Below are 20,245 nucleotides of genomic sequence, written 5' to 3'. Positions count from 1 at the left end.
TCCTACAGTGGGGAGTGTTGCGGCTTGCGGCGATGGGGTGCGCTCAACCATGCACGCCATCGATCTCCACCGCCAGTTCGTTGCGGCAGATCACCGCGTGCAGCAGCAGGCGCGGCACGCGGTCGCCGAAGCGGGCGTCCAGCGCGGCGGCGACCAACGGCAGGTCGGCCGCTTCGCGCACATAGACCTTGAGCCGGGTGCCGTCGCCGAACTGCGCCGGCAGGTCGGGATTGTGGGTGCGGGCGGCGGCCAGCAGCGCGTCGAAATTGGCGAAGGTCTCCTCCAGCTGCGCCAGCAGCTGGCCGCTGTGCATCGAGGCATGGCCGACCACGCTGGCGGTGCCGGACAGCAGCAGTGGCATGTCGCTGCCGGCCGGTGGCAGCATCGCGCGGGCGAAGCTCGGCGATTGCGGGCCGTACTGGCGCGGGTAGCGGTAGGCGCTGACCTGGCGCGGGTTCTCCAGCGGCGTGCCGGCCTGCGCGGCGGCCAGCCAGTAGATCTGGATCACCCGCGCGTCGTCGCAACGGCCGACCGCGGTGGCGGCCGGCAGCTGGCTGGCGTCGAAGTCGCCCAGGCCCCGCGCGCGGCCGACGCAGAACTGGCGGTAGCGCTCGCGGTCGCCGCTGCCCAGGGTGATCGCGTCGAGGTAGTTCCAGATGCGCAGCAGGCGCGGCGTGGCGCTGCGCGCGACGAAGGCGGTGATCTGGGCGTAGGCCAGCGCCGAGGCCTCTTCGATCTCCAGCGCCTGCTCGTCGATCTCGATCACGCCGAACTGCAGGTGCCCGTCGCGGGCCCAGGCGATGGCGCCGTCGCGGCCGCTGCTGACCGGCGCGTCGGTGCGCCAGACCTCGAGCATGCGCGGACCGTGCGGCTGCAGCGGCACGCGCAGGTAGCGCGGATCGTCGTGATGCGGCGCGTCGTTGCCGAAGCCGAACACCGCCAACACCCGTTCGTCGCGCAGCAGCGCGCCCGGATCGGTCTCGGCGACGTAGTCCACCTGCAGCTGCGGATGCCGCTGCGCGTGGGGCGGGAACTGCGGGTGTGGCCGGCTCATGATTTGTCTCCGTGCAAGGTGTCGCCGTGGAACTGTTCGCGTGCCTGGCGGCGTCGCTGCCGCCAGGATTGCCAGGCGCGCGGCAGCATCGCCGCGGCGGACATGGCGTAGATCGCGCGGAACACGCGCAGCCGGCGCAGCACCGCGCGGTTGTCGAAGACATCGCCGGCCAGCATCGCCACGATCGCCTGTTCCACCTGCAGCACGTTGCGCGGATGCGCGAACAGTTCGCGCATGGTCGGCGAAGTGAAGCGGTAGATGAACCATTTGAACTCGCTCAGACCGCGCCGCAGGTGCCGCTCCAGGCGCCGCTGCAGGCGCGCTTCGCTGGCCGGATCGCGCAGCGCCGCGTCCACCATCGCCGCGCCGCGTTCGGCGCTGTGCATGGCCAGGTACACGCCGGAGGAGAACATCGGATCGACGAAGGCATAGGCGTCGCCGAGCATCAGCCAGCGCGGCCCGCTCATGCGCGTGCACTCGTAGGCGTAGTTGCCGGTGGCGTGCACCGGCGCCACGCGTTGCGCGCCGGCCATGCGCTCGACCACGTCCGGGTTCAGCGCCAGGGTGCGCATCAGGAACGCTTCGCTGTCGCCCTGGCGGGTCTTCATGTATTCGGGGTAGCACACCGCGCCGACGCTCATCACGTCGTCGGGCAGCGGAATCAGCCACATCCAGCCGTGCGGATGGCGGTAGATGCTGATGTTGCCGGCGTCCTCGCCAGGGCGCCGCGTCACCCCGCGGAAATGGCTGAACAACGCCGCCGACTGGTGCCGGGCGTTGGCGCGCTTGAGCTTGAGCTTGTTGCCGAGGAAGGTGTCGCGGCCGCTGGCGTCGATCAGGTAGCGCGGACGGAAGCTGTGCACGCCGTCGGCGCCGCGCGCCTGCACCAGCGGCTGCGCGCCGTCCAGCTGCACGCTCTCGACCTTGATGCCTTCGCGCAGATCGGCGCCGGCGGCGCGGGCGTGGGCGAACAGGACCCGGTCGAAGTCGGCGCGCGGCACCTGGAACGCGTAGTCGGACTGCGCGTCCAGCGCCTTGTCGAAGCGGAAGGTGTTGTAGCCGCCGCTGTCGTTGGGGAAATCGGCGCCGAGCTTGAGCACGCCGATCGCGCGCACCTGCTCGAGCACGCCCAGCCGCTGCAGGATCGGGATGTTCATCGGCAGCAGCGATTCGCCGATGTGGAAGCGCGGATGGTGGTCTTTTTCCAGCAGCGTCACCTGCCATCCCCGCTGCGCCAACAGGGTCGCCGCGGCGCAGCCGGCCGGGCCGCCGCCGATCACCAGCACGTCCGGCGTTTCCGCCGCGGCAGCCTGCGGCGTGGCGGACGAGGGCGCGGATGCGCGGGCGGTGGCGGTGGAATTCATCCTGAAAAACCTGCGGTCGACATGTAAGGCGAGCGTCATGATAGCTTGCCTGCCGGGGTCGGACAGTTGCGTCGCTGCGCCCGATGCACCATCTTGTCGCACCTGTCCTCATCGCCTGGAAGCCCCTGGATGTCTTCGCAAACCGCCGCCGAACGTGAACTGGCCGAGCTGCTGGTCGAGAGCCTGAACCTGGAAGACGTGCAGCCCGGCGACATCGATCCGGAGGCGCCGCTGTTCAATACCGGCCTGGGACTGGACTCGATCGACGCGCTGGAACTGGCGCTGGCGATCAGCAAGCGCTACGGCTTCCAGCTGCGCTCGGACAACGACGAGAATCGCCGCATCTTCGCCTCGCTGCGCGCACTGTCGGCGCATGTCGAAGCCAACAAGACCAGCTGAGCCGGCCGCCGCCGCGCCGTGGGCGCTGGCGCTGGGGGTGTTGCTGGCGCTGGCGTATTCGCCGCTGGCGCATTGGGCCAACGCCGCGCACCGTTCCGACCTGGCCGTCCTGGCCGGCGCGGCGCTGGTGCTGATGGTGCTGGTGGAGCCGATGGCGCGGTTGCGGCCGTGGGCCTGGGCGCTGGCGTTGCTGGCGCTGGCCGCGCTGGCGCCGCTGTGGCGCTCGCCGCACGCGCTGCTGTTGCTGGCCGCGCCGCCGGTGCTGTTCACCGCCTGGGTGGCCTGGTTCTTCGGGCGCAGCCTGCAGCGCGGGCGCACGCCGCTGATCTCGCGCATCGTCGAGGCCTTGTACCGCCAGGCCGGATTGCCGCTGACCCCCGAGCAGCTGCGCTACACCCGCCGGCTCACCCTGGCGTGGACGCTGCTGCTGGCCGCCATGACCTTGCTGAACCTGTTGCTGGCGCTGTGCGCGGTGCCGAGCGGGGTGCTGGCGCAGCTGGGACAGGCGTCGCCGCTGCCGATCGGCGACGCGCACGCCTCGCTGATCGCCAATCTGCTGGGCTATGGCGTGATCGGCGGCTTCTTCGTCGGCGAGTACTTCCTGCGCGGACGCTGGTTTCCGCAGCGTCCCTACCGTAATCTGCCTGACTTCCTGCACCAGCTGGCGCGGCTGGGGCCGGTTTTTTGGCGCGATCTATTGCGCTGACGCGCGCATCGGGGGATGCAGAGGCTTGTGCAGATCATCAAGGACAAACTGAAGACGCCGCAGGCAGGGATGCCGTCGCGCATGGCCTGGGCCGTGTGGAATACCTTGCAACTGCTGTTCACCCTGGCGTTCACCGGGCTGGGCATCGTCGTGGCGCTGGGCCTGTTGCTGCTGGCTGGGCCGCGGCCGGCGCTGCGCATGGGCGCGCGGGTGTGGGCGCCGGTGCTGATGTTCGGTGCCGGTGTGCGCTTCGAAGTGGAAGGCCAGGAGCGGGTGGACTGGTCGCGCAACCATCTGTTCGTCAGCAACCACCAGTCCATCATCGACATCTGCGCGCTGTTCGCGGCGCTGCCGGTGCCGTTGCGCTTCCTGCTCAAGGACGAAATGCTGCAGGTGCCGTTCGTGAACTGGTACGCGCGCGCCACCGGCATGCTGTTCCTGGACCGCGACAGCCGCCGCGCCGGCGCGATGGTCCGGCGCCAGGCCGCGGCCTTGCTGCGCCAGGGCCGGGACCTGTGCCTGTTCCCGGAAGGCACCCGCAGCCGCAGCGGCGAACTGGCCGAATTCAAGGCCGGGCTGTTGCAGGCCGCTATCGATGCTGGCGTGGAGGTGGTGCCGGTGGCGTTGGACGGAGCGGGCAAGGTGCTGCCGTCGACCAGCCTGTTCCGGGTGCGGCCCGGGGTGATCCGGGTGCGGATCGGCACGCCGATCAACGTGAACGGCGCCGACGGCCCGTTGGACCGGCAACAGCTGACCCAGCGTGCGCACCAGGCCGTCCGTGCCATGCTCGAACCCAGGATCTGAGTCGCAAGCCTTATGGATTTCGTCGTACCGCATGATCATCCCAGCCTGCCGGGGCATTTCCCGGGCCACCCGGTCGTGCCCGGCGTGGTGGTGCTGGACCACGTGCTGCAGGCAGTCGAGGCCGCGTACGGCGCGTGCGGGCCGCTGCGCCTGCCGCAGGTGAAGTTCCTGCAGCCGCTGCTGCCCGGTCAGCCGGCGCGGGTGGAACTGGACGGCGCCGCGCCGCGCTGGCGTTTCCGCGTGCGCCGCGGCGAGGACCTGCTGGTCAGCGGCGACCTGGTCGCCGAGGCGGCCGCATGAGCGCCAGCTGGAAACACCGCCCCGAGGGCGGCGGCCGCTTCGCGCTGTGGCTGATCCGCAGCATCGCCCGCTACGGCGGCCGCGCGCTGGGGCGCCTGCTGCTGTATCCGATCACCCTGTATTTCCTGCTGGTGCGGGGCCCGGAGCGGCGCGACTCGCGCGACTACCTGGGGCGCGTGTTCGGCCGCCCGGCCACGCTGCTGGACGTGGCCCGGCACATCCACACCTTCGCCTCGACCATCCTGGATCGGGTGTTCATGCTGTGCGGGCAGATGCACCGCTTCAAGGTCGACATCCACGGCCTGGAGCAACTGCATGCGCAGATGGACCGCGGCCGCGGCGTGCTGATCTTCGGCTCGCACCTGGGCAGCTTCGACGCCCTGCGGGTGCTGGCCACCGAGCGCCCCGACGTGCAGGTCAAGGTGGTGCTGGACAAGGCCCACAACCCGGCGATGACCGAACTGCTGGGCGCGCTGAACCCGCAGCTGGCGGCCAACATCATCGATGCCGGCATGGACAGCACCTCGATCGTCATGGCGATCAAGCACGCCACCGACGAAGGCGCGCTGGTCGCGCTGCTGGTCGATCGGCCGCGCCCGGAAGACCCGGCGCTGCCGGCCGCGTTCATCGGCCAGGGCGCGATGTTCCCGACCTCGCCGTGGCTGATCGCCGCGGCGCTGAAGGTGCCGGTGGTGCTGGCGTTCGGCCTGTACCGTGGCGGCAACCGCTACCAGCTGGTGTTCGAGACCTTCAGCGAAGGCCTGGACCTGCCGCGCCGGCAGCGCGCGCCGGCGTTGGCGGCGCTCATCCGCGATTACGCCGCCAGGCTTGAACATTACACGCGCTCCGCGCCGTACAACTGGTTCAACTTCTACGATTTCTGGAACAACCGCCATGCCGATGCGCCGCACCTTGCCGTGGATGCTGATACTGCTGTGCAGCGCCGCACCGCTGTGCGCCGCGTCGCCTGAGCCGCTCGACCCCGGCTGGATCCTGCAGAAGCTGGCGCGGCCGGTCCCGGTCAGCACCGACTTCGTCGAACTGCGCGGCTCGCCGTTGCTGAAGGCGCCGTTGCGGGTGCAGGGCCAGTACCGGCGCCCGGACACCGACACATTGGTGCGCGAGGTCACCGCGCCGTACCGCGAGACCACCACCCTGCGCGGCGGCGAAGCCACGCTGGAGCGGGCCGGCAAGGCGCCGCGGCGTTTCTCGCTGGCGCGGGTGCCGGAACTGGCGGGCCTGCAGAACGGCTTCGGCGCGCTGCTGTCCGGCGATCGCGCGCAGTTGCAGCAGCACTACACGCTGAGCAGCAGCGGCAGCCGCGAACGCTGGCAGCTGCAGCTGCAGCCCAAGGACCCGGCGCTGGCCGCGCAGGTGCGCAGCCTGCGCCTGTACGGCCGCGGCGCCGAGCTGCGCTGCATCGAGACCGCCCCGGCCAAGGGCGACGTGCAGCGCACCCTGCTGGCCGGCGCCGCGCGCGACGCGGCCAGCCTGACCGAAACCGAGGCGCTGACCGCGCTGTGCCACGGCGACGCGCGCTGATGCCGCGCGTCTGCGATCACGCGTGGCGGCCCGCGCCGTCCGCCGCTGCGCACGCGGCCCTGTATGCCTGTGCCGGGTCGCAGCGATGAAACGTGAATTGAGTTCGAAGGCGCGCATCTCGCTGGCGCTGCTGTGGCTGGTGCTGTTGACCGTGGCCGGCATCTGGCTGGGCAATGTGCTGCAGGTGTCGGGCGATCTGCGCAAGTTCATGCCCGCCCGCGGTAGCAGGCGTCGGTTCGCATCGCCCGATGCCGCGCGCGCGGCCCCGGATCCAGACGCGTGGGCTCTTGTGTGGTCGCAGCGATGAAACGTGAATTGAGTTCGAAGGCGCGCATCTCGCTGGCGCTGCTGTGGCTGGTGCTGTTGACCGTGGCCGGCATCTGGCTGGGCAACGTGCTGCAGGTGTCGGGCGATCTGCGCAAGTTCATGCCGGAAGCCCGCACCCCCGCGCAAAAACTGCTGCTCGACGAACTCGGCGAAGGCCCGGGTTCGCGGCTGCTGCTGATGTCGCTGTCCGGTGCCGATGCGCCGACCCTGGCGCGGCAATCGCAGGCGCTGCGCGCGCAGCTGGCCGCGCAACGCGACACCTTCGAGCTGGTCGCCAATGGCGCCGATGCCGGCCTGGATGCGATCCCGGAGCGGCTGCTGGCCTACCGCTACCTGCTCAGCGACAGCTTCGACGCCCACCCGCTGGATGCGGCCACGCTGGCCGACGCGCTGCAGGCGCGGCTGCAGGACCTGGGCTCGCCGGCCGCGGCGATGGTCGAGCCGCTGTTGCCGCGCGATCCGACCATGGAAGTGCTGCACCTGGCCGAGAGCCTGCAGCCGGCCGGCGGTCCGCAGCAGCGCGACGGGGTCTGGTTCGACCGCGCCGGCAAGGACGCGCTGCTGGTCGCGCAGACCCGCGCCGCCGGGTTCGATCCGACCGGGCAACAGCAGGCGGTGGACGCGATCCATGCCGCCTTCGCCAAGGCCAGCGCCGGCACCGGCAGCAAGCTGACCCTCACCGGGCCGGGCGCGTTCTCGGTGGAGATCGGCGGGCGCACCCAGAACGAGGCGCAGTGGATCGGCATGCTGGATACGCTGGGCCTGATCGTGCTGCTGCTGGTCGCCTACCGCAGCTGGAAGATCCCGGTGCTCGGCGTGCTGCCGCTGGCCAGCGCCGGCCTGGCCGGGCTGGGCGCGGTGGCGCTGCTGTTCGACGGCGTGCACGGCATCACCGTGGCGTTCGGCTTCACCTTGATCGGCGTAGTCCAGGATTATCCGATCCATCTGTTCAGCCATCAGCGGCCAGGCCTGGACCCGCGCGAGAACGCGCGCCACCTGTGGCCGACCCTGGCCACCGGCGTGGTGTCCACCTGCATCGCCTACGTCACCTTCCTGTTCTCCGGCGTGGACGGCCTGCGCCAGCTGGCGGTGTTCACCATCGCCGGGCTGCTGGTGGCGGCGCTGACCACGCGCCTGCTGCTGCCGGCGCTGATCGATCCCTCGCCGCGTGACCATGCCGATTCGCCGGCGCTGGCGCGGCTGTGGCGCGGCATCGCGCGGTTGCCGCGGCCGCGCTGGTCGCTGCTGCCGCTGGCGCTGCTCGCCGCGGCGGTGATCGCGTTCGCGCCGGGCCCGTTCTGGCAGAACGACCTGTCCAAGCTGACCCCGGTGCCGGCCGACGGCCTGGCCCGCGACGCGCATCTGCGCAAGGAACTGGGCGCGCCGGACGTGCGCTACGTGCTGGCCCTGCCGGCCGCGTCTGCCGACGCCGCGCTGGCCGCGTCGGAACGGCTGCGGCCGCGTCTGGATGCGCTGGTCGCGCGCGGTGAACTGGCCGGTTACGACATGGCCGCGCGTTACCTGCCCAGCGCGGCGACCCAGCAGCGGCGCCAGGCGGCCTTGCCGGATGCGGCGCAGGCGCGGGCGCTGACTGCCGCCGCGGTGGACGCCACGCCGTTCCGCGCCGATGCCTTCGCCCCGTTCCTGGCCGACCTGGAGCAGGCCCGCCGCGCGCCGCCGCTGACCGCGCGCGACCTGCACGGCACGCCGCTGGCGACCACGGTCGATGGCCTGCTGCTGGATCGCGCCGACCACGCCACCGCGCTGGTATCGCTGACCGGCCTGCGCGATCCGGCGCAGCTGGCCGATGCCGTGCAAGGCAGCGGCGCGCAGCTGATGGACCTGAAGGACGCCTCCGAATCGCTGGTCGCCGCCTACCGCGGGCGCGTGCTCGCCGCGCTCGGCATCGCCGCGCTGCTGCTTGCCCTGACCGTGGCGATCGCGCTGCGCACACCGCGCCGGATCGTGCGCGTGCTGCTGCCGATGGCGCTGACCACGCTGCTGATCCTGGCGATCCTGCGCGGTTGCGGGGTCGAACTGAACCTGTTCCACCTGATCGCGCTGATCCTGGCCGCCGGCCTGGGCCTGGACTACGCGCTGTTCTTCGACCACGCCGGCGACGACCGCGCCGACCAGCTGCGTACCCTGCACGCGCTGATCGTGTGCAGCCTGATGACGCTGCTGGTGTTCGCGCTGCTGGCCGCGTCCAGCATCCCGGTGTTGCGCGCGATCGGCAGCACCGTGGCGCTGGGCGTGCTGTTCAACTTCGTGCTGGCCTTGCTGATTTCGCGCGAGACTGCCAGCGACGCGTCCGCGTCCGCGGCGCATTAGGAGACGGCGAATGACCGAGCTTCCACGCGGACGCGCCGCGATCGCGGCGCTGGTGCCGCATCAGGGCCTGATGTGCCTGTGGGAAGACGTGGTGGCCTGGAACGCGCAGCGCATCGTGCTGCGCAGCCACGCGCACCGCGCCACCGAACACCCGCTGCGCAGCGGCGGCCGCCTGCGCGCGCTGCACCTGTGCGAATACGGCGCGCAGGCGATGGCGGTGCACGGCGGCCTGCTCGGCCGTGCCAGCGGCAAGCCGGTGCGCCCGGGCATGCTGGTGGCGCTGCGCGGGGTGCAACTGCATGTTGCCTACCTGGACGACCTGCCGGACGCGATCGAATGCGAGGCCGAGGTGCTGCTGCAGGCCGAGGACAGCCAGCAATACGGCTTCCGCATCGCGCATGGCGACCAGGTGCTGGCCGAAGGCCGTGCCACGGTGATGCTGGGCGCGGTGTAGCGGCGCCCGGTACCGATCATGCATGCGGGAACCCGCCGATGAAGGCGCTGAGAGCACCGAAACCGGGCGATCTTTTCTATATCCCCGCCGTCGATGCCGCCGATGCGCCCGGCTTCGTGATCGCACGCTACATCGAGCTCATACCGCCTGCGCTCGGTCATCTGGTCGAGGTGTTCGCCGATTTCCATACGCAGATCCCGGCATCCATCGCCCAGGTGGACAGGTCGCGCCGCCTGTTCCGGCCGATCTTCTGCAGCCTGCGGTTTTCGGCGATTCCGCGCTGGAAGATCCTCTTCAGCGATCCCGGCTATGCAAAAGCCGACTCCCGTTACGATGCGATCCAGTTCGCCTTCGAGACGGACCTCTGGATCGGAGGGACCAGCCATCCTGCGACGGCGGAGCGGCTTGCCGGCATCGAACCGTCCATCTGCTGGCGGATGGACCATCTGATGATCCGCGTCATTGCGCACTTGCGCGGCGCCATCGCCGAGAACGCATGCATGGAGCACTTTGCCCTGCCGGAAGACCTGCGTGTGGATAGCGAGGTTGCGCTCGAACGGGTAAGAAAGGCTGCGCACAACATGCAGACGCTGCTCGGCAGCAAATAATCGATCGCCCGATCTTGGCGGCGCAAGATGCACCGCCGCAACGTGGAGGCGCGCCCGGCGGGTGCCGGCCACTGACCCTGCACATCGCCGTGTTCTACGATGAAGGGTCACGCAGCCAACGCAACACGGAGAATGTGCGCATGACCGATCCTTCGACGAAACGCCGCGCCCTGGTCACCGGCGGCAGTGGCGACCTTGGCGGTGCGATCTGCCGGCGCCTGGCCGCGGACGGGCTGCATGTGATCGTGCATGCCAACGGCAACCTGGCGCGCGCCGCGGCGGTGGTGCAGGACATCGCCACCGCCGGCGGCAGCGCCGAGGCGGTGGCGTTCGACGTGGCCGATGCCGACGCCAGCGCCGCCGCGCTGGCGGCGCTGCTGGAGGCCGGGCCGATCCAAGTGGTGGTCAACAACGCCGGCATCCACGACGACGCGCCGATGGCCGGGATGAACGCGGCGCAATGGCACCGGGTCATCGACGTGTCGCTGCACGGTTTCTTCAACGTGACCCAGCCGCTGCTGCTGCCGATGGCGCGCACGCGCTGGGGCCGCATCGTCAGCGTGTCGTCGGTGGCGGCGGTGCTCGGTAATCGCGGGCAGACCAACTACGCCGCGGCCAAGGCCGCGCTGCACGGCGCCAGCAAGTCGTTGGCGCGGGAGATGGCCAGCCGCGGGATCAGCGTCAACGTGGTCGCGCCCGGAGTGATCGAAGGCGCGATGGCCGGCGAGGCGTTCGCGCCGGAGGCGATCAAGCAGCTGGTGCCGGCCGGCCGTCCCGGCAGGGCCGACGAGGTCGCCGCGCTGGTCGGATTCCTGTGCTCGGACGCGGCCGGCTACATCAACGGCCAGGTGATCGGCATCAACGGCGGCATGGGCTGAGGCCCCGCGCCGCGGCACTTGGAATCGCGGCGGGCCGGGCCTATAGTCGGGTCATGTCCGCCGTGCCTGCCACCAAGAAGCGCCCCAGCCGGATCCCGGGCGGGACGGTTGCGACCGTCTCCGAACTCAAGGACCGGACCTATGCCGTGTTCACCGGTTCCGGCGTGCGCGTGGACCTGCAGGCGTTCTTCAACAGCGAGTCCGGGCGCCAGGCGGTGAGCAAGGTGGCGCGCACGGTCCGCGGCCGCGTCGAGGCGAAGCGCGCCAAATAGCCGCAGGGGCAAGGAATGCCTTTCAACCAATTGCTGTTGCCGCTGATCGGCGGTTACCTGTTCGTCAACTTCACCTTCATCACCTCCTACTGGGCCTCGCGCCAGGGCAAGGAGCAGCTGCTGATGGCGTCGGCGCTGGTCGGCATCGTCGCGCTGGCGGCGGCGCGGGTGCTGGCGGTGCTGCTGATGGCCACCGCGTGGGGCCGCGAGGCCTGGCAGGTGCTGCATCTGGTCGCGCCGTATCCGGGCATCGGCACCGCCTTGCTCGCCTTCCTGCTGTGCCTGGCGCTGCGCGTGTGGATCAACTGGTTCTGGCCGCGCGACGAGGCGGCGCTGTGGCTGTACGGCACCGGTACCTACAACAGCCTGGAGCGGTTGTTCTTCCTCAGTGTGCTGCGCGTGGAGCAGGTCCGCACCCGCGGCTTCGTCGCCGAACTGGCGCTGCGCACGCTGTGGCATCCGCCGTTGCGCCTGGGCCGCTGGCTGTCGCGCCTGCTGGCGCCGCGCGCGGCCGCGGAACAGACCACGGTGGATGCGCATCCAGCCGACCGCCTGGACGCGCTGGAGACCAGCGACGGCCTGCTCGCGCCGGTGCCGGTGCTGCTGTCGCTGAAGGATCGCAAGGTCTATGCCGGCTGGCTGGAATGGATTCCGCCGCTGCGCGCCGACGCCTCGCCGTACCTGCGCCTGATCCCGGTGTGGAGCGGTTACCGCGATGCGCAGACATTGCGGGTAGTGGTGACCGAGAACTACTCCGAGGACATCTTCTCCGGTTCCGAGCTGCCGGCGGCGAAGGTGATCTCCACCGGCGACATCGCCAATGCCAGCCTGTTCGATCCGGACGTGTTCGACCGGTTCGGCAGCGAGGCAACGCCGCCGGAGCCGGACGACGGGCAAGCGGAGGATGGAGCGAAACCGTTGCAGTGAACCCAGGTGACGCGGCGCAGCGCAGCATGCGCCGCCGGCGCTCACGCGGCGCGCGCGTACCAGGTATCGGCCAGCGAGCTCTCGCCTTCCAGCATGTCGGCCAGCAGCGCGTCCAGGCCGTGGTCGTCGATCTGCGGATGCTGCGCGCGCGCCTGGCTCAGCACTTCGCGCGCCAGCCAGCTCATCCGCGCGACGTTGCCGCGCAGGCGCGCCAGGAAGGCGGCGTCGTCCAGCACCTCGCGCAGTGCCGCGTTGAGCTGGTGGAACCAGCCGATCAGGTATTGGTCGAGCAGTCGGCCATCGGCTTCCGGCCGGCCTTGCGCCTCGTTGTGCCGGCCCCAGTCGCGCAGCAGCGCCTGCATGCCCAGGTTGAGCGCGCGCGCGCGGCCGAAGTCCGGCCGCAGCCGGCCCAGCATCGGCAGATCGGCGATGCGCTCGGAGAAGTACAGCGGCGCCAGCAGCGCCCAGTAGTAGGTGTAGTCCCAGATCACCTTGACCGGCATCACCTGCGCGTCGCCGAACAGCGGGTACTGGTCCTGGTACAGGGTCAGGGTGTTCTCGTAGAACGAGAAGTACAGCTGCTGGTACAACTCGGCGTAGGGCGCGATGTTGCGGCCGGCGCGATCGAGTCCGATCAGTTCGCAGATGTAGGTGTTGGAGATGGCGATGAAGTCGCTGCCCGGCGAATAGAACGGATCCAGGAACACGCCGGCTTCGCCGGTCAGCGCCCAGCGCTGCGCCGAGAACACCTGCTTGCAGCCATAGGAGAACTTGCGCAGGAACAGGAAGTCCTGCAGCGTGTGCTGGCTGTGTTCGAGCGTGCGCGCGACCTGCGGCTGGTGCGTGTGCAGCCAGGCCATCGCTTTTTCGTGCGTGTTCATCGTCTCCAGCGGATGCATCGCCGCATCGCAGACGATGCCCAGCGAATGCGCGCCGGAGGACAGCGGAATCAGCCAGAACCAGTAGCCCGGGCCGCACATGTGGTTGGTCGAACGCCAGCGGTCCGGCGGGGTGCAGCGCTGCAGCCAGTCGCTGTCCTGCGACCAGGCATTGGGATCCACCAGCCCGTCCACCCGCCACCACACCGCGTTGGCGTTGTGCGCGTTGTCCTGGGCCAGGCCCAGCTTGCGCTTGAGCAGGCCGGCGCGGCCGCTGGCGTCCACCACCCAGCGCGCGCGCAGCGTCGCCGCTTCGCCGTCGCGCTCGTAGCGCACCTGGTGGTCGGCGTCGTCGTCGGCCAGGTCGATGCCGCGCACCGTGCAGCCGTCGATGAAGTCGATATCCAGCGCGCGTGTGCGTTCGCCGAGGAAATTCTCGAAGCGGCCGCGGTCGATCTGCCACGACGGCGTCGGCAGCAGCCGGCTCACGCCCAGTTCGGTGCAGCGGTCGATGTCCTCGCGCCGGTCGGAGAAGAAGAAGCGGAAGCCGAACTTGCGGATCTGCTCGGTTTCCAGGTGTTCGCGCAGGCCGAGCACGCTGGAGAAATAGTGCGCGCCAATCTCCACCGAGGATTCGCCGACCTTGAACGCGGCCTCGCGCACCGGGTGCGCGCGCCGTTCCAGCACGCCGATGCGCAGCTGCGGATCGCGCTGGCGCAACTGCAGCGCCAGGGTCAGCCCGGCCAGGCCGCCACCGACGATGACCACATCCGCATGCCGTTCGTTCATGTCGTTTCGTCCTTGTCGAAAGGGGTGGGCTTGGCCGCGAACTCGCCGGCCGCGTCGTCGATCAGCACCGGGTTGGCGCGGGCGCGGCGGTATTCGCGAACCACGTGGCCGTACTGCCACACCTGCGCGATCACGTGCGAGGTGATCTTCCACAGGTCGCGCACCAGGCGGAAATGGCTCTTGCGGAAGCTGCCCGGGGTCTGGTTGGCGTAGCGGGTTTCGATCGGCACCGCGACCACGCGCGCGCCGGCCTGGCGCGCGGCGGAGATCAGCAGTTGCGCCTCGAACACGAAGCCCTCGCCGGGCACGTTCGGCAGGGTGTACACCGCCTGCGGATACAGGCGCTGCCCGCTCTGGCTGTCGACCAGGCGGAAGCCGCAGCCCCAGGCGATGCCCCAGTCGCCGAAGTCGTTGCCGATGCGGCGGATGGTCGGCTGGCTGGCGCGCTTGCGCAGGCGCGCACCGACGATCACGCAGCCGGGGTGGCGATTGGCCGCGGCCAGCAGGCGCGGGAAATCGGCGGCGCTGTGCTGGCCGTCGCCGTCCATGGTCATCACCGCGCGCGCGCCCTGGCGCTGCGCCTCGGCAAAGCCGCTGCGCAGCGCGGCGCCCTTGCCGCGCCGCTGCGGATGGCGGATCAGGGTCACCGGCAGGTCGGCGATGCAGTCGCTGGTGCCGTCGTCGGAGCCATCGTCGACCACGATCACCCGCGGGCAGTGCGCCAGCGCGTCGCTGACCACTTCGCGGATGCGCAGAGATTCGTTCAGCGCCGGAATCAGGATCGCGGCATCGGCGGCGCTCAGCGCGATCCGGCTCACGCCTGCAACTCCACCTGCAGGCAGCGGCCGCCACCGGCATCCAGCGTGCAGCCGGCGGCGCCGGCGGCCAGTGCGTCGAACAGCGCCAGCATCGGCGCCATCGCGTTGCCGGCGGCATGCCGCGCGAGGGCGCCGCTGCCGGCGACGGCGTCGCCATCGGCCAGGCGCACGTGCAGGCGCGGCTTGCCGGGCAGCGCCGCGGCGCCGAGCACCAGCGCGCCGCCGAGCAGGCCGTCGCTGTGCGAGACGCGGCCGAGCGGACCGGTCGAGCGGCTGTCGTAGCCGGCCAGCAGCACCGCCGCCTCGCCGGCCGCCAGCTGCGACAGCGCTTCCAGCAGCCCCTGCGCGAAGCTGGCGTGGTGCGCGCTGATCGCGGTCGCTGCGGCGGTGGCGCCGGCGCCGATGGTCCAGTAGCCGGCGGCGGCGTTGTGCACCGAGTTGTGGAACTTGGTCGGCGAGATCGCCAGCGGATCACTCGCCAGGGTGGTGCACATGTAGTCGGTGATCGCCAGATCGCCGTGGGTAGAGGTGAACACCGACGGCAGCGTGGCCGGATCGCGGCCGGCGTCCTGGCACGCGGCCAGCGCCACTTCCAGCGACACCGCCACCGTGTCCGGCGCGCGGCGCCGTTCGTTGGGCGCCAGCAGTTGCGACGCCGGCCGCGCCGGCGTCTCGATGAGGCCGCCGCTGCCGGCGGCGAACGCGCGTGCGGCCGCCCAGCTGGGCAGGCCCGCGGTCCAGAAACCGATGCCTTCGATCGTCGCGGTCAACATCGGCGTGCTCATGCGCGGCCGAACAGCAGCGAGCAGTTGTTGCCGCCGAAGCCGAAGGAATTGTTCATCGCGTAACGGACCTGTGCGTGGGCATTGGCGAAGCGGATCTGCGGGCCGCATTCGGGATCGGGCTGCTCGCTGTTGAGGGTGCCGGGGAGCAGGCCGTCGCGCAGCGCCAGCAGCGCGAAGACCGACTCGACGATACCGGCCGCGCCCAGCGTATGCCCGGTCCAGGCCTTGGTCGAACTGGCATGCAGCGTGGCCGGGAACAGCACGGCGACGGCGGCGGCCTCGATGCTGTCGTTGGCCGGCGTGGCGGTGCCATGCAGGTTCAGGTAGCCGATCTCGGCAGCGTCCACGCCGGCGCGCTGCAGCGCGCTGCCCATCGCCAGGCGCGCGCCCAGGCCCTGCGGGTGCGGCGCGGACATATGGTGCGCGTCGCTGGATTCGCCATAGCCGCACAGCAGCGCCAGCGCCGGCGGCGCGTCGGCGGCATCGGTACGCTCCAGCAGTGCGTAGCCGCCGGCTTCGCCCAGCGACAGCCCGATCCGGCGCACGTCGAACGGCCGGCACAGCTCCGGCGACACCAGCTGCAGCGCGTTGAAGCCGAACAGCACGCTGCCGCACAGCGTGTCCACGCCGCCGACCAGCGCCGCATCCACCACCCCGGCGGCGATCAGCCGCGCCGCCTGCGCGAACACCTTGGCGCTGGACGAACAGGCGGTGGCGACGGTGATGCACGGTCCGCGCAGGCCGCTGGCGGCGCGCACGAAATCGCCCAGCGAATGCGGCGTGTGCACGATCGGCCGCTCCAGGTCGGCGGGGAATCGCGCGCCCTCGGCGTCCTGTTCGAGCCGGGTATAGGCCTCTTCGCTAGCGCCGATGCTGGAAGTGGACGTGCCCATCACCACCGCCACGCGCTCGGCGCCATGGCGCTGCGCGGCGGCGGCGACCTCCTCGCGCAGGCCGTCCTGCTGCAGCGCCAACCAGGCCAGGCGGTTGTTGCGGCAGTCCCATGCGGCCAGCGCCGGCGGCAGCGACAGCGTTTCCAGCGCATCCACGCGGCCGATCCAGCAGGGCAGTGGCTGCGCGCCGAAATCGTTGCGGCGCAGGCCGCTGCGGCTGTCGCGCAAGGCCGTGGCCTGAGCCTGCAATCCGCTGCCGAGCGCGGTGGTCGCGGTGTACGCACGAATTGCGACGGGTGCCATGCGGGGCGACGGGGACGCTTCGGTCACGCGATATTCCGTAAAGGACGAGTCGCAGGAGTATATCGGCGCGTTCCGCAACGCCGTGAAGCGCGTGCGCCCACGGCGAATGTGAACGGGCACGGCGCGTGCATTTATAAATGCAGCGCGGCGCGTGCGCTTTCGCCGCTGGCGCATTTCCTCCACAATCGCTTGCCTTTCCACGCCAGGCGCACGCCACGGGCATGCAAGCCTACGTCTACAAAAGCCAACGCAAGCCGGACACCTATCTCTACCTCGCCGCGCGCGACGACTTCGGCTGTCTGCCGCAGCCGCTGCTGGCGTCGTTGCAGCCGCTGGTGTTCGTGCTGGACGTGGCGTTGACCGCCGAACGCACCCTGGCCCGGGCCGACCCCGCGGCGGTCCGCGCGAACCTGGCCGGCTGCGGTTTCCATCTGCAATTGCCGCCGCTGCCCGACGGCCGGACCGATCGACACGATGACTGAATCCCCCTTCCGCGCGCGCGCTCCCTGGATCGCCGCCGCGCTGGGCGCGTCGCTGGCGCTGGTCGCCGGGTTCGGCCCGCTGGCCGCGGCGCTGGGCGCGTGGCTGGCGCAGCCGGCGTTCGCACTGGCGCTGTCCTGGTCCCGCGGCAGCCGGCCGCGGCCGGCCAGCGTGCAGGCGCTGGGCCGCGATCTGCTGCCGCTGCTGGCGCTGTGGGCCGGCGGACTGGGCCTGGTCGCGCTGCTGGTGGCCTGGCCGCTGGCGGCGCTGCGCGACAGCGGCAGCCTGGCCGCGGCGCTGGCGCTGAGCGTGGCCGCCAGCGCCGCGCTGCTCGGGCTGTGGCGCACCTGGCCGCTGTGGCACGGTAGCGAATGCGAGGGCGGCGCGCTGGGCGCGCGCTGGCATGCGCTGGCGCAGCAGGACGTGCAGGCCTGGCGCGGCCTGGCGGTGGCGGCACTGGTGTTGCTGCTGGCCGGCGTCGGCGTGCTGCTGGCCTGGCCCGAGCTGCTGGCCGCCGCCGCGCGCTGGCCGCTGGCGCTGGCCTATGCGCTGCTGTCGCCGCTGCTGCACGCGTTGCTGCAGCGCGTGGCGGCGCCGCAGGCGCTGCCGCAGCCGGTGCGGGCCACCTCGGCGGATTTGTTCGCCGAACTGAGCGCCAATGCCGCGCCGCGCGAGGACGAAGCGGCGCCGCCGGCGGACGAGCTGCATGCGGCGCTGTACGACGCCGCGCGCGGCGGCCGCGTGGACCGCGCGCTGCAACTGCTGCAGTCCGGCGCCGACCCGCATGCGCTGCCGGCGCCGGACTGGCGCGACCAGCGCAGCCTGCCGGTGCTGGCCGCGGTGTTGCCGGACCTGCGCCTGCTGCGCGAGCTGATCGTGCGCGGGGTGGACGTCAACCAGCCGCACCTGGGCATGACCCCGCTGCTGGCCGCCACCCGCGACAGCTGGCACGGCCGTCCCGAAGCGGTGATGACCCTGCTCGCCAACGGCGCCGATCCGCGCGCCAGCGACAGCGACGGCAACACCCCGCTGCACCACGCCGCGCGCAGTTCCGATCCGGGCGTGGCGGCCTTGCTGCGCGATGCCGCGGCCGAGCTGGACGCGTTGAACCGCGACGGCCTGACCCCGCTGGCGGTGGCCTGCCACGTCGGCAACTGGCGCATGGGCAAGTTCCTGCTCGAGCGCGGCGCCAAGCCGGAACCGGCCGAGGGCAGCCCGGTGCTGCTGGCCGCCGCCGGTACCGAGGAAGACGATCCGGCCGGCGTGCAGATGCTGCTCAAGCACAAGGCGCGGGTCGATGCGCGCGATCGCCAGCGCCGCAGCGCCTTGCACGAGGCGGCGCAGGCCGGGCATGTGGAAATCGTCGATGCGCTGCTCGGCGCCGGCGCCAACCTGGAGGCGCGCGACGCCCTGGGCCGCACGCCGTGGCTGGAAGCCGCGCGGCATGGCCGCGTCGCGGTGCTCGAACACCTGCTGCCGCACAAGCCCGACCTTGGCGCGGTCGATGGCGACGGGCGCAACGCGGTGCTGCTGGCCTGCACCGCCGACCAGGTCTCGCCGGGCCTGATCCGGCGCCTGCTGGAGCTGGGCATCGCGGCCGCGCAGCCGGATCAGAGCGGTCGCCGCGCGGTCGATCTGGCCGCCGAGGCCGGGCGCTGGGCGATCGTGTCCGCGCTGGATCCCGACTATCCGTTGCCGGCCGCGGTCAGCGACGGCCAGGGCGAGGTCGGCAGCGCCAGCCTGCCGGACCGGCCGCCGCTGGAACTGCTGCGCGAAGGCCTGCAACTGGGCCAGCGCGACGGCCTGGCGGCGCTGGCGCGGCTGTGCGCGGCCGACGAACTGGGCGCGCTGTTGCACGACCCGCACCTGGCGCTGAATCCGCAGGCGGTGGAGTGGCTGCTGGCGCATGGCGCCGCGCCGGACGTGCTCGATGCCTGCGGCGACACGCCGATGTTCGCGCTGCTCTCGCGCGGCGTGGAAGCGGTGCCCAGCCTGCAGGCGATGCTGCGCCAGGGCGTGTCGCCGGCCGGCCGCGGCGGCCTGACCCGGCTGCTCGCCGCCTGCGCCCAGCACGACCACGCCTCGCGCGCGCTGGAGCAGTTCGCGCTGGAATTGCTCGAACGCGGCGCCGACCCGTTCGCGCCGTCGCCGGCCGGCGATCCGCCGCTGGCGCTGGCGGTGCGCCTGGGCTGGCTGCGCCTGCAACTGCAACTGCTCGAACGCGGCGCCGACCGCGAGGCGCGCGACAGCCACGGCATGACCGCGCTGCACCTGGCCGCCGCGCTCGGCCGCGAGGCTTCGCTGAAGCTGCTCATCCAGCAGGGCGCCTCGCCGGAGGCGCGCGCCGCCGACGGCCAGACCCCTCTGGGCGTGGCCCTGGCCAGCGGCCGCCGCGACCTGGCCGACTGGCTGGACTGGCGGATCTGGCCGTTGCCGCGGCGCCCGCTGCGCGAGGCCGACCTGCCGGCCGCGGCGATGGTCGGCGACGCCGACGCGATCCGCCGCCTGATCGACCTCGGCCTGCCGGTGGACGCGATCGACGCGCAGGGCTGCACCGCGCTGCTGCGCGCCGCCGGCGGCGGCCATGCCGCGGCAGTGGACCTGCTGCTGGCGCGCGGCGCCAACCTGCAGCACGCCGCGGGCAGCGGCGCCACGCCGTTGTCGGCGGCGGTGAGCATGCGCCAGACCGAGATCGTCGCTGCGCTGCTGGCCGCCGGCGCGCAGATCGAACACCGCCTGCCCGGTGGCGTCACCGTGCTGATGCTGGCCTGCGCGCTGGGCCTGCCGGACATCGCCGCGCGCCTGCTGGCGGCCGGCGCCGACGTGCATGCCGGCGACGCGCAGCAACTGGCGCCGCTGCACTGCGCCGCGCTGTACGGCTTCACCGCGCGCGACAAGTCGCGCCTGCTGGCGTTGCTGGACACCTTGTTGCTGGCCGGCGCCGAAGCCGACCGCAGCGCCGCCGGCGGGGTCACGCCGTTGCTATTGCTGCTCGGCGCGCGCGCCGAACCGGGCACCGCCTGCGAGGAGCCGGTGGTGCTGGCCGGGGTGGAGCGCCTGCTCGACGAGGACGTGAGCCTGGACGTGCAGGACCCGCGCGGTTTCGGCCCGCTGCACCTGGCCGCGCTGCACGGCCTGCCGCTGCTGGTGCAGCGCCTGCTGCGCGCCGGTGCCGACCCGGACCTGCGCGATACCCTGAACCGCCCGCCGCGCGAGATCGCGGTGATGCGCGGCTTCGTCGACGTCGCCGGCCAGTTCCAGCCGGCGCTGCCGGGCGTGTCGTCGATGGCGCGGTTCCTGCGCGAAGGCCGCTAGGCGAGGCGGCGCTTCACG

21 protein-coding genes are annotated in these 20,245 nt (G+C 71.7%); 15 read left to right on the top strand and 6 right to left on the bottom strand.

Going from position 1 to position 20,245, the window contains the following annotated elements; all coding sequences use genetic code 11:
• Nucleotides 1-43 precede the first annotated feature (43 nt).
• Nucleotides 44-1,054, bottom strand: coding sequence for a pteridine-dependent deoxygenase (locus tag AB3X08_RS21520; RefSeq protein ID WP_369935052.1), 1,011 nt, complete (start codon nt 1,052-1,054; stop codon nt 44-46).
• Nucleotides 1,051-2,418: an NAD(P)/FAD-dependent oxidoreductase gene (locus AB3X08_RS21515; protein WP_369935050.1), complete on the bottom strand. Its 1,368-nt coding sequence runs from the start codon at nt 2,416-2,418 to the stop codon at nt 1,051-1,053. Before AB3X08_RS21515 ends, AB3X08_RS21520 begins: the two co-directional genes overlap by 4 nt.
• 129 nt (nt 2,419-2,547) lie before the next feature.
• Here AB3X08_RS21515 and xanC point away from each other — a divergent pair, with 129 nt between their 5' ends.
• The 13 genes from xanC to AB3X08_RS21450 all read left to right on the top strand — a co-directional run bounded on the left by xanC (nt 2,548) and on the right by AB3X08_RS21450 (nt 11,966).
• Nucleotides 2,548-2,817, top strand: coding sequence for a xanthomonadin biosynthesis acyl carrier protein XanC (gene xanC / locus AB3X08_RS21510; RefSeq protein ID WP_003470209.1), 270 nt, complete (start codon nt 2,548-2,550; stop codon nt 2,815-2,817).
• Nucleotides 2,792-3,523, top strand: a complete 732-nt coding sequence (locus tag AB3X08_RS21505) for a ketosynthase (RefSeq protein ID WP_369935048.1) — start codon at nt 2,792-2,794, stop codon at nt 3,521-3,523. The genes xanC and AB3X08_RS21505 overlap by 26 nt, the downstream gene beginning before the upstream one ends.
• Before the next feature lie 69 nt (nt 3,524-3,592).
• Entirely contained in the window at nt 3,593-4,327 is a 735-nt protein-coding gene (locus tag AB3X08_RS21500) for a lysophospholipid acyltransferase family protein (RefSeq protein ID WP_369938601.1), read from the top strand.
• 12 nt (nt 4,328-4,339) lie between these two features.
• A complete protein-coding gene (locus tag AB3X08_RS21495) occupies nt 4,340-4,627 on the top strand; it encodes a hypothetical protein (RefSeq protein ID WP_369935045.1) in 288 nt (95 codons plus the stop codon).
• Nucleotides 4,624-5,598 carry an acyltransferase gene (locus AB3X08_RS21490; RefSeq protein WP_369935044.1) on the top strand — a complete coding sequence of 325 codons (975 nt, stop codon included), beginning with the start codon at nt 4,624-4,626 and terminating at the stop codon, nt 5,596-5,598. The genes AB3X08_RS21495 and AB3X08_RS21490 overlap by 4 nt, the downstream gene beginning before the upstream one ends.
• Entirely contained in the window at nt 5,522-6,169 is a 648-nt protein-coding gene (locus tag AB3X08_RS21485; protein WP_369935042.1) for a LolA-related protein, read from the top strand. Before AB3X08_RS21490 ends, AB3X08_RS21485 begins: the two co-directional genes overlap by 77 nt.
• 85 nt (nt 6,170-6,254) lie before the next feature.
• The gene (locus AB3X08_RS21480; protein ID WP_369935040.1) at nt 6,255-6,476 is read left to right on the top strand and encodes a hypothetical protein; all 222 of its coding nucleotides are present in this window, start codon (nt 6,255-6,257) and stop codon (nt 6,474-6,476) included.
• Nucleotides 6,473-8,827 (top strand): MMPL family transporter, encoded by a 2,355-nt coding sequence (locus AB3X08_RS21475; RefSeq protein WP_369935039.1) that lies wholly within the window; start codon nt 6,473-6,475, stop codon nt 8,825-8,827. Before AB3X08_RS21480 ends, AB3X08_RS21475 begins: the two co-directional genes overlap by 4 nt.
• Nucleotides 8,828-8,837: 10 nt before the next feature.
• The gene (locus tag AB3X08_RS21470) at nt 8,838-9,281 is read left to right on the top strand and encodes a phosphotransferase (RefSeq protein ID WP_369935038.1); all 444 of its coding nucleotides are present in this window, start codon (nt 8,838-8,840) and stop codon (nt 9,279-9,281) included.
• A 38-nt stretch (nt 9,282-9,319) separates the two neighbouring features.
• On the top strand, nt 9,320-9,889 hold the full coding sequence (locus AB3X08_RS21465; RefSeq protein ID WP_191826013.1) for a hypothetical protein: 570 nt from the start codon (nt 9,320-9,322) through the stop codon (nt 9,887-9,889).
• A 140-nt stretch (nt 9,890-10,029) separates the two neighbouring features.
• A complete protein-coding gene (gene fabG, locus AB3X08_RS21460) occupies nt 10,030-10,767 on the top strand; it encodes a 3-oxoacyl-ACP reductase FabG (protein ID WP_369935036.1) in 738 nt (245 codons plus the stop codon).
• Between the two features lie 53 nt (nt 10,768-10,820).
• Nucleotides 10,821-11,039 carry a hypothetical protein gene (locus tag AB3X08_RS21455; RefSeq protein ID WP_184414242.1) on the top strand — a complete coding sequence of 73 codons (219 nt, stop codon included), beginning with the start codon at nt 10,821-10,823 and terminating at the stop codon, nt 11,037-11,039.
• A 15-nt stretch (nt 11,040-11,054) separates the two neighbouring features.
• Nucleotides 11,055-11,966 (top strand): hypothetical protein, encoded by a 912-nt coding sequence (locus AB3X08_RS21450; protein ID WP_369935034.1) that lies wholly within the window; start codon nt 11,055-11,057, stop codon nt 11,964-11,966.
• Nucleotides 11,967-12,007: 41 nt separating this feature from the next.
• Here the strand turns inward: AB3X08_RS21450 and AB3X08_RS21445 are convergent, their stop codons facing one another.
• The 4 genes from AB3X08_RS21445 to AB3X08_RS21430 are packed head-to-tail and all read right to left on the bottom strand — an operon-like array spanning nt 12,008 to nt 16,432.
• Complete coding sequence (locus AB3X08_RS21445) at nt 12,008-13,633, bottom strand: NAD(P)/FAD-dependent oxidoreductase (protein ID WP_369935032.1); 1,626 nt, start codon at nt 13,631-13,633, stop codon at nt 12,008-12,010.
• Entirely contained in the window at nt 13,630-14,451 is an 822-nt protein-coding gene (locus tag AB3X08_RS21440) for a glycosyltransferase family 2 protein (RefSeq protein WP_369935029.1), read from the bottom strand. Before AB3X08_RS21440 ends, AB3X08_RS21445 begins: the two co-directional genes overlap by 4 nt.
• The gene (locus tag AB3X08_RS21435; RefSeq protein ID WP_369935027.1) at nt 14,448-15,224 is read right to left on the bottom strand and encodes a beta-ketoacyl synthase chain length factor; all 777 of its coding nucleotides are present in this window, start codon (nt 15,222-15,224) and stop codon (nt 14,448-14,450) included. Before AB3X08_RS21435 ends, AB3X08_RS21440 begins: the two co-directional genes overlap by 4 nt.
• Before the next feature lie 8 nt (nt 15,225-15,232).
• Nucleotides 15,233-16,432 (bottom strand): beta-ketoacyl-[acyl-carrier-protein] synthase family protein, encoded by a 1,200-nt coding sequence (locus tag AB3X08_RS21430; RefSeq protein ID WP_369935025.1) that lies wholly within the window; start codon nt 16,430-16,432, stop codon nt 15,233-15,235.
• A gap of 221 nt (nt 16,433-16,653) precedes the next feature.
• Between AB3X08_RS21430 and AB3X08_RS21425 the strand changes: the two genes are divergently transcribed.
• Together AB3X08_RS21425 and AB3X08_RS21420 are read left to right on the top strand one after the other, a co-directional pair.
• The gene (locus tag AB3X08_RS21425) at nt 16,654-16,914 is read left to right on the top strand and encodes a YcgL domain-containing protein (RefSeq protein WP_184414292.1); all 261 of its coding nucleotides are present in this window, start codon (nt 16,654-16,656) and stop codon (nt 16,912-16,914) included.
• Nucleotides 16,907-20,227, top strand: coding sequence for an ankyrin repeat domain-containing protein (locus tag AB3X08_RS21420; RefSeq protein WP_369935023.1), 3,321 nt, complete (start codon nt 16,907-16,909; stop codon nt 20,225-20,227). The genes AB3X08_RS21425 and AB3X08_RS21420 overlap by 8 nt, the downstream gene beginning before the upstream one ends.
• Nucleotides 20,228-20,245 lie beyond the last annotated feature (18 nt).

Origin of the sequence: Xanthomonas sp. DAR 34887, from assembly GCF_041245805.1 — a bacterium.
Classification (GTDB): domain Bacteria; phylum Pseudomonadota; class Gammaproteobacteria; order Xanthomonadales; family Xanthomonadaceae; genus Xanthomonas_A; species Xanthomonas_A tesorieronis.
The sequence above is the reverse complement of the archived record's forward strand: the minus strand, read 5'-3'. Positions and strand labels throughout refer to the sequence as shown.

Excerpts from the sequence above, each read along its gene's own strand:
- AB3X08_RS21520 (WP_369935052.1), bottom strand. The coding sequence starts at position 1,054 with ATGAGCCGGCCACACCCGCAGTTCCCGCCCCACGCGCAGCGGCATCCG.
- AB3X08_RS21515 (WP_369935050.1), bottom strand. The coding sequence starts at position 2,418 with ATGAATTCCACCGCCACCGCCCGCGCATCCGCGCCCTCGTCCGCCACG.
- xanC (WP_003470209.1), top strand. The coding sequence starts at position 2,548 with ATGTCTTCGCAAACCGCCGCCGAACGTGAACTGGCCGAGCTGCTGGTC.
- AB3X08_RS21505 (WP_369935048.1), top strand. The coding sequence starts at position 2,792 with ATGTCGAAGCCAACAAGACCAGCTGAGCCGGCCGCCGCCGCGCCGTGG.
- AB3X08_RS21500 (WP_369938601.1), top strand. The coding sequence starts at position 3,593 with ATGCCGTCGCGCATGGCCTGGGCCGTGTGGAATACCTTGCAACTGCTG.
- AB3X08_RS21495 (WP_369935045.1), top strand. The coding sequence starts at position 4,340 with ATGGATTTCGTCGTACCGCATGATCATCCCAGCCTGCCGGGGCATTTC.
- AB3X08_RS21490 (WP_369935044.1), top strand. The coding sequence starts at position 4,624 with ATGAGCGCCAGCTGGAAACACCGCCCCGAGGGCGGCGGCCGCTTCGCG.
- AB3X08_RS21485 (WP_369935042.1), top strand. The coding sequence starts at position 5,522 with ATGCCGATGCGCCGCACCTTGCCGTGGATGCTGATACTGCTGTGCAGC.
- AB3X08_RS21480 (WP_369935040.1), top strand. The coding sequence starts at position 6,255 with ATGAAACGTGAATTGAGTTCGAAGGCGCGCATCTCGCTGGCGCTGCTG.
- AB3X08_RS21475 (WP_369935039.1), top strand. The coding sequence starts at position 6,473 with ATGAAACGTGAATTGAGTTCGAAGGCGCGCATCTCGCTGGCGCTGCTG.
- AB3X08_RS21470 (WP_369935038.1), top strand. The coding sequence starts at position 8,838 with ATGACCGAGCTTCCACGCGGACGCGCCGCGATCGCGGCGCTGGTGCCG.
- AB3X08_RS21465 (WP_191826013.1), top strand. The coding sequence starts at position 9,320 with ATGAAGGCGCTGAGAGCACCGAAACCGGGCGATCTTTTCTATATCCCC.
- fabG (WP_369935036.1), top strand. The coding sequence starts at position 10,030 with ATGACCGATCCTTCGACGAAACGCCGCGCCCTGGTCACCGGCGGCAGT.
- AB3X08_RS21455 (WP_184414242.1), top strand. The coding sequence starts at position 10,821 with ATGTCCGCCGTGCCTGCCACCAAGAAGCGCCCCAGCCGGATCCCGGGC.
- AB3X08_RS21450 (WP_369935034.1), top strand. The coding sequence starts at position 11,055 with ATGCCTTTCAACCAATTGCTGTTGCCGCTGATCGGCGGTTACCTGTTC.
- AB3X08_RS21445 (WP_369935032.1), bottom strand. The coding sequence starts at position 13,633 with ATGAACGAACGGCATGCGGATGTGGTCATCGTCGGTGGCGGCCTGGCC.
- AB3X08_RS21435 (WP_369935027.1), bottom strand. The coding sequence starts at position 15,224 with ATGTTGACCGCGACGATCGAAGGCATCGGTTTCTGGACCGCGGGCCTG.
- AB3X08_RS21430 (WP_369935025.1), bottom strand. The coding sequence starts at position 16,432 with ATGGCACCCGTCGCAATTCGTGCGTACACCGCGACCACCGCGCTCGGC.
- AB3X08_RS21425 (WP_184414292.1), top strand. The coding sequence starts at position 16,654 with ATGCAAGCCTACGTCTACAAAAGCCAACGCAAGCCGGACACCTATCTC.
- AB3X08_RS21420 (WP_369935023.1), top strand. The coding sequence starts at position 16,907 with ATGACTGAATCCCCCTTCCGCGCGCGCGCTCCCTGGATCGCCGCCGCG.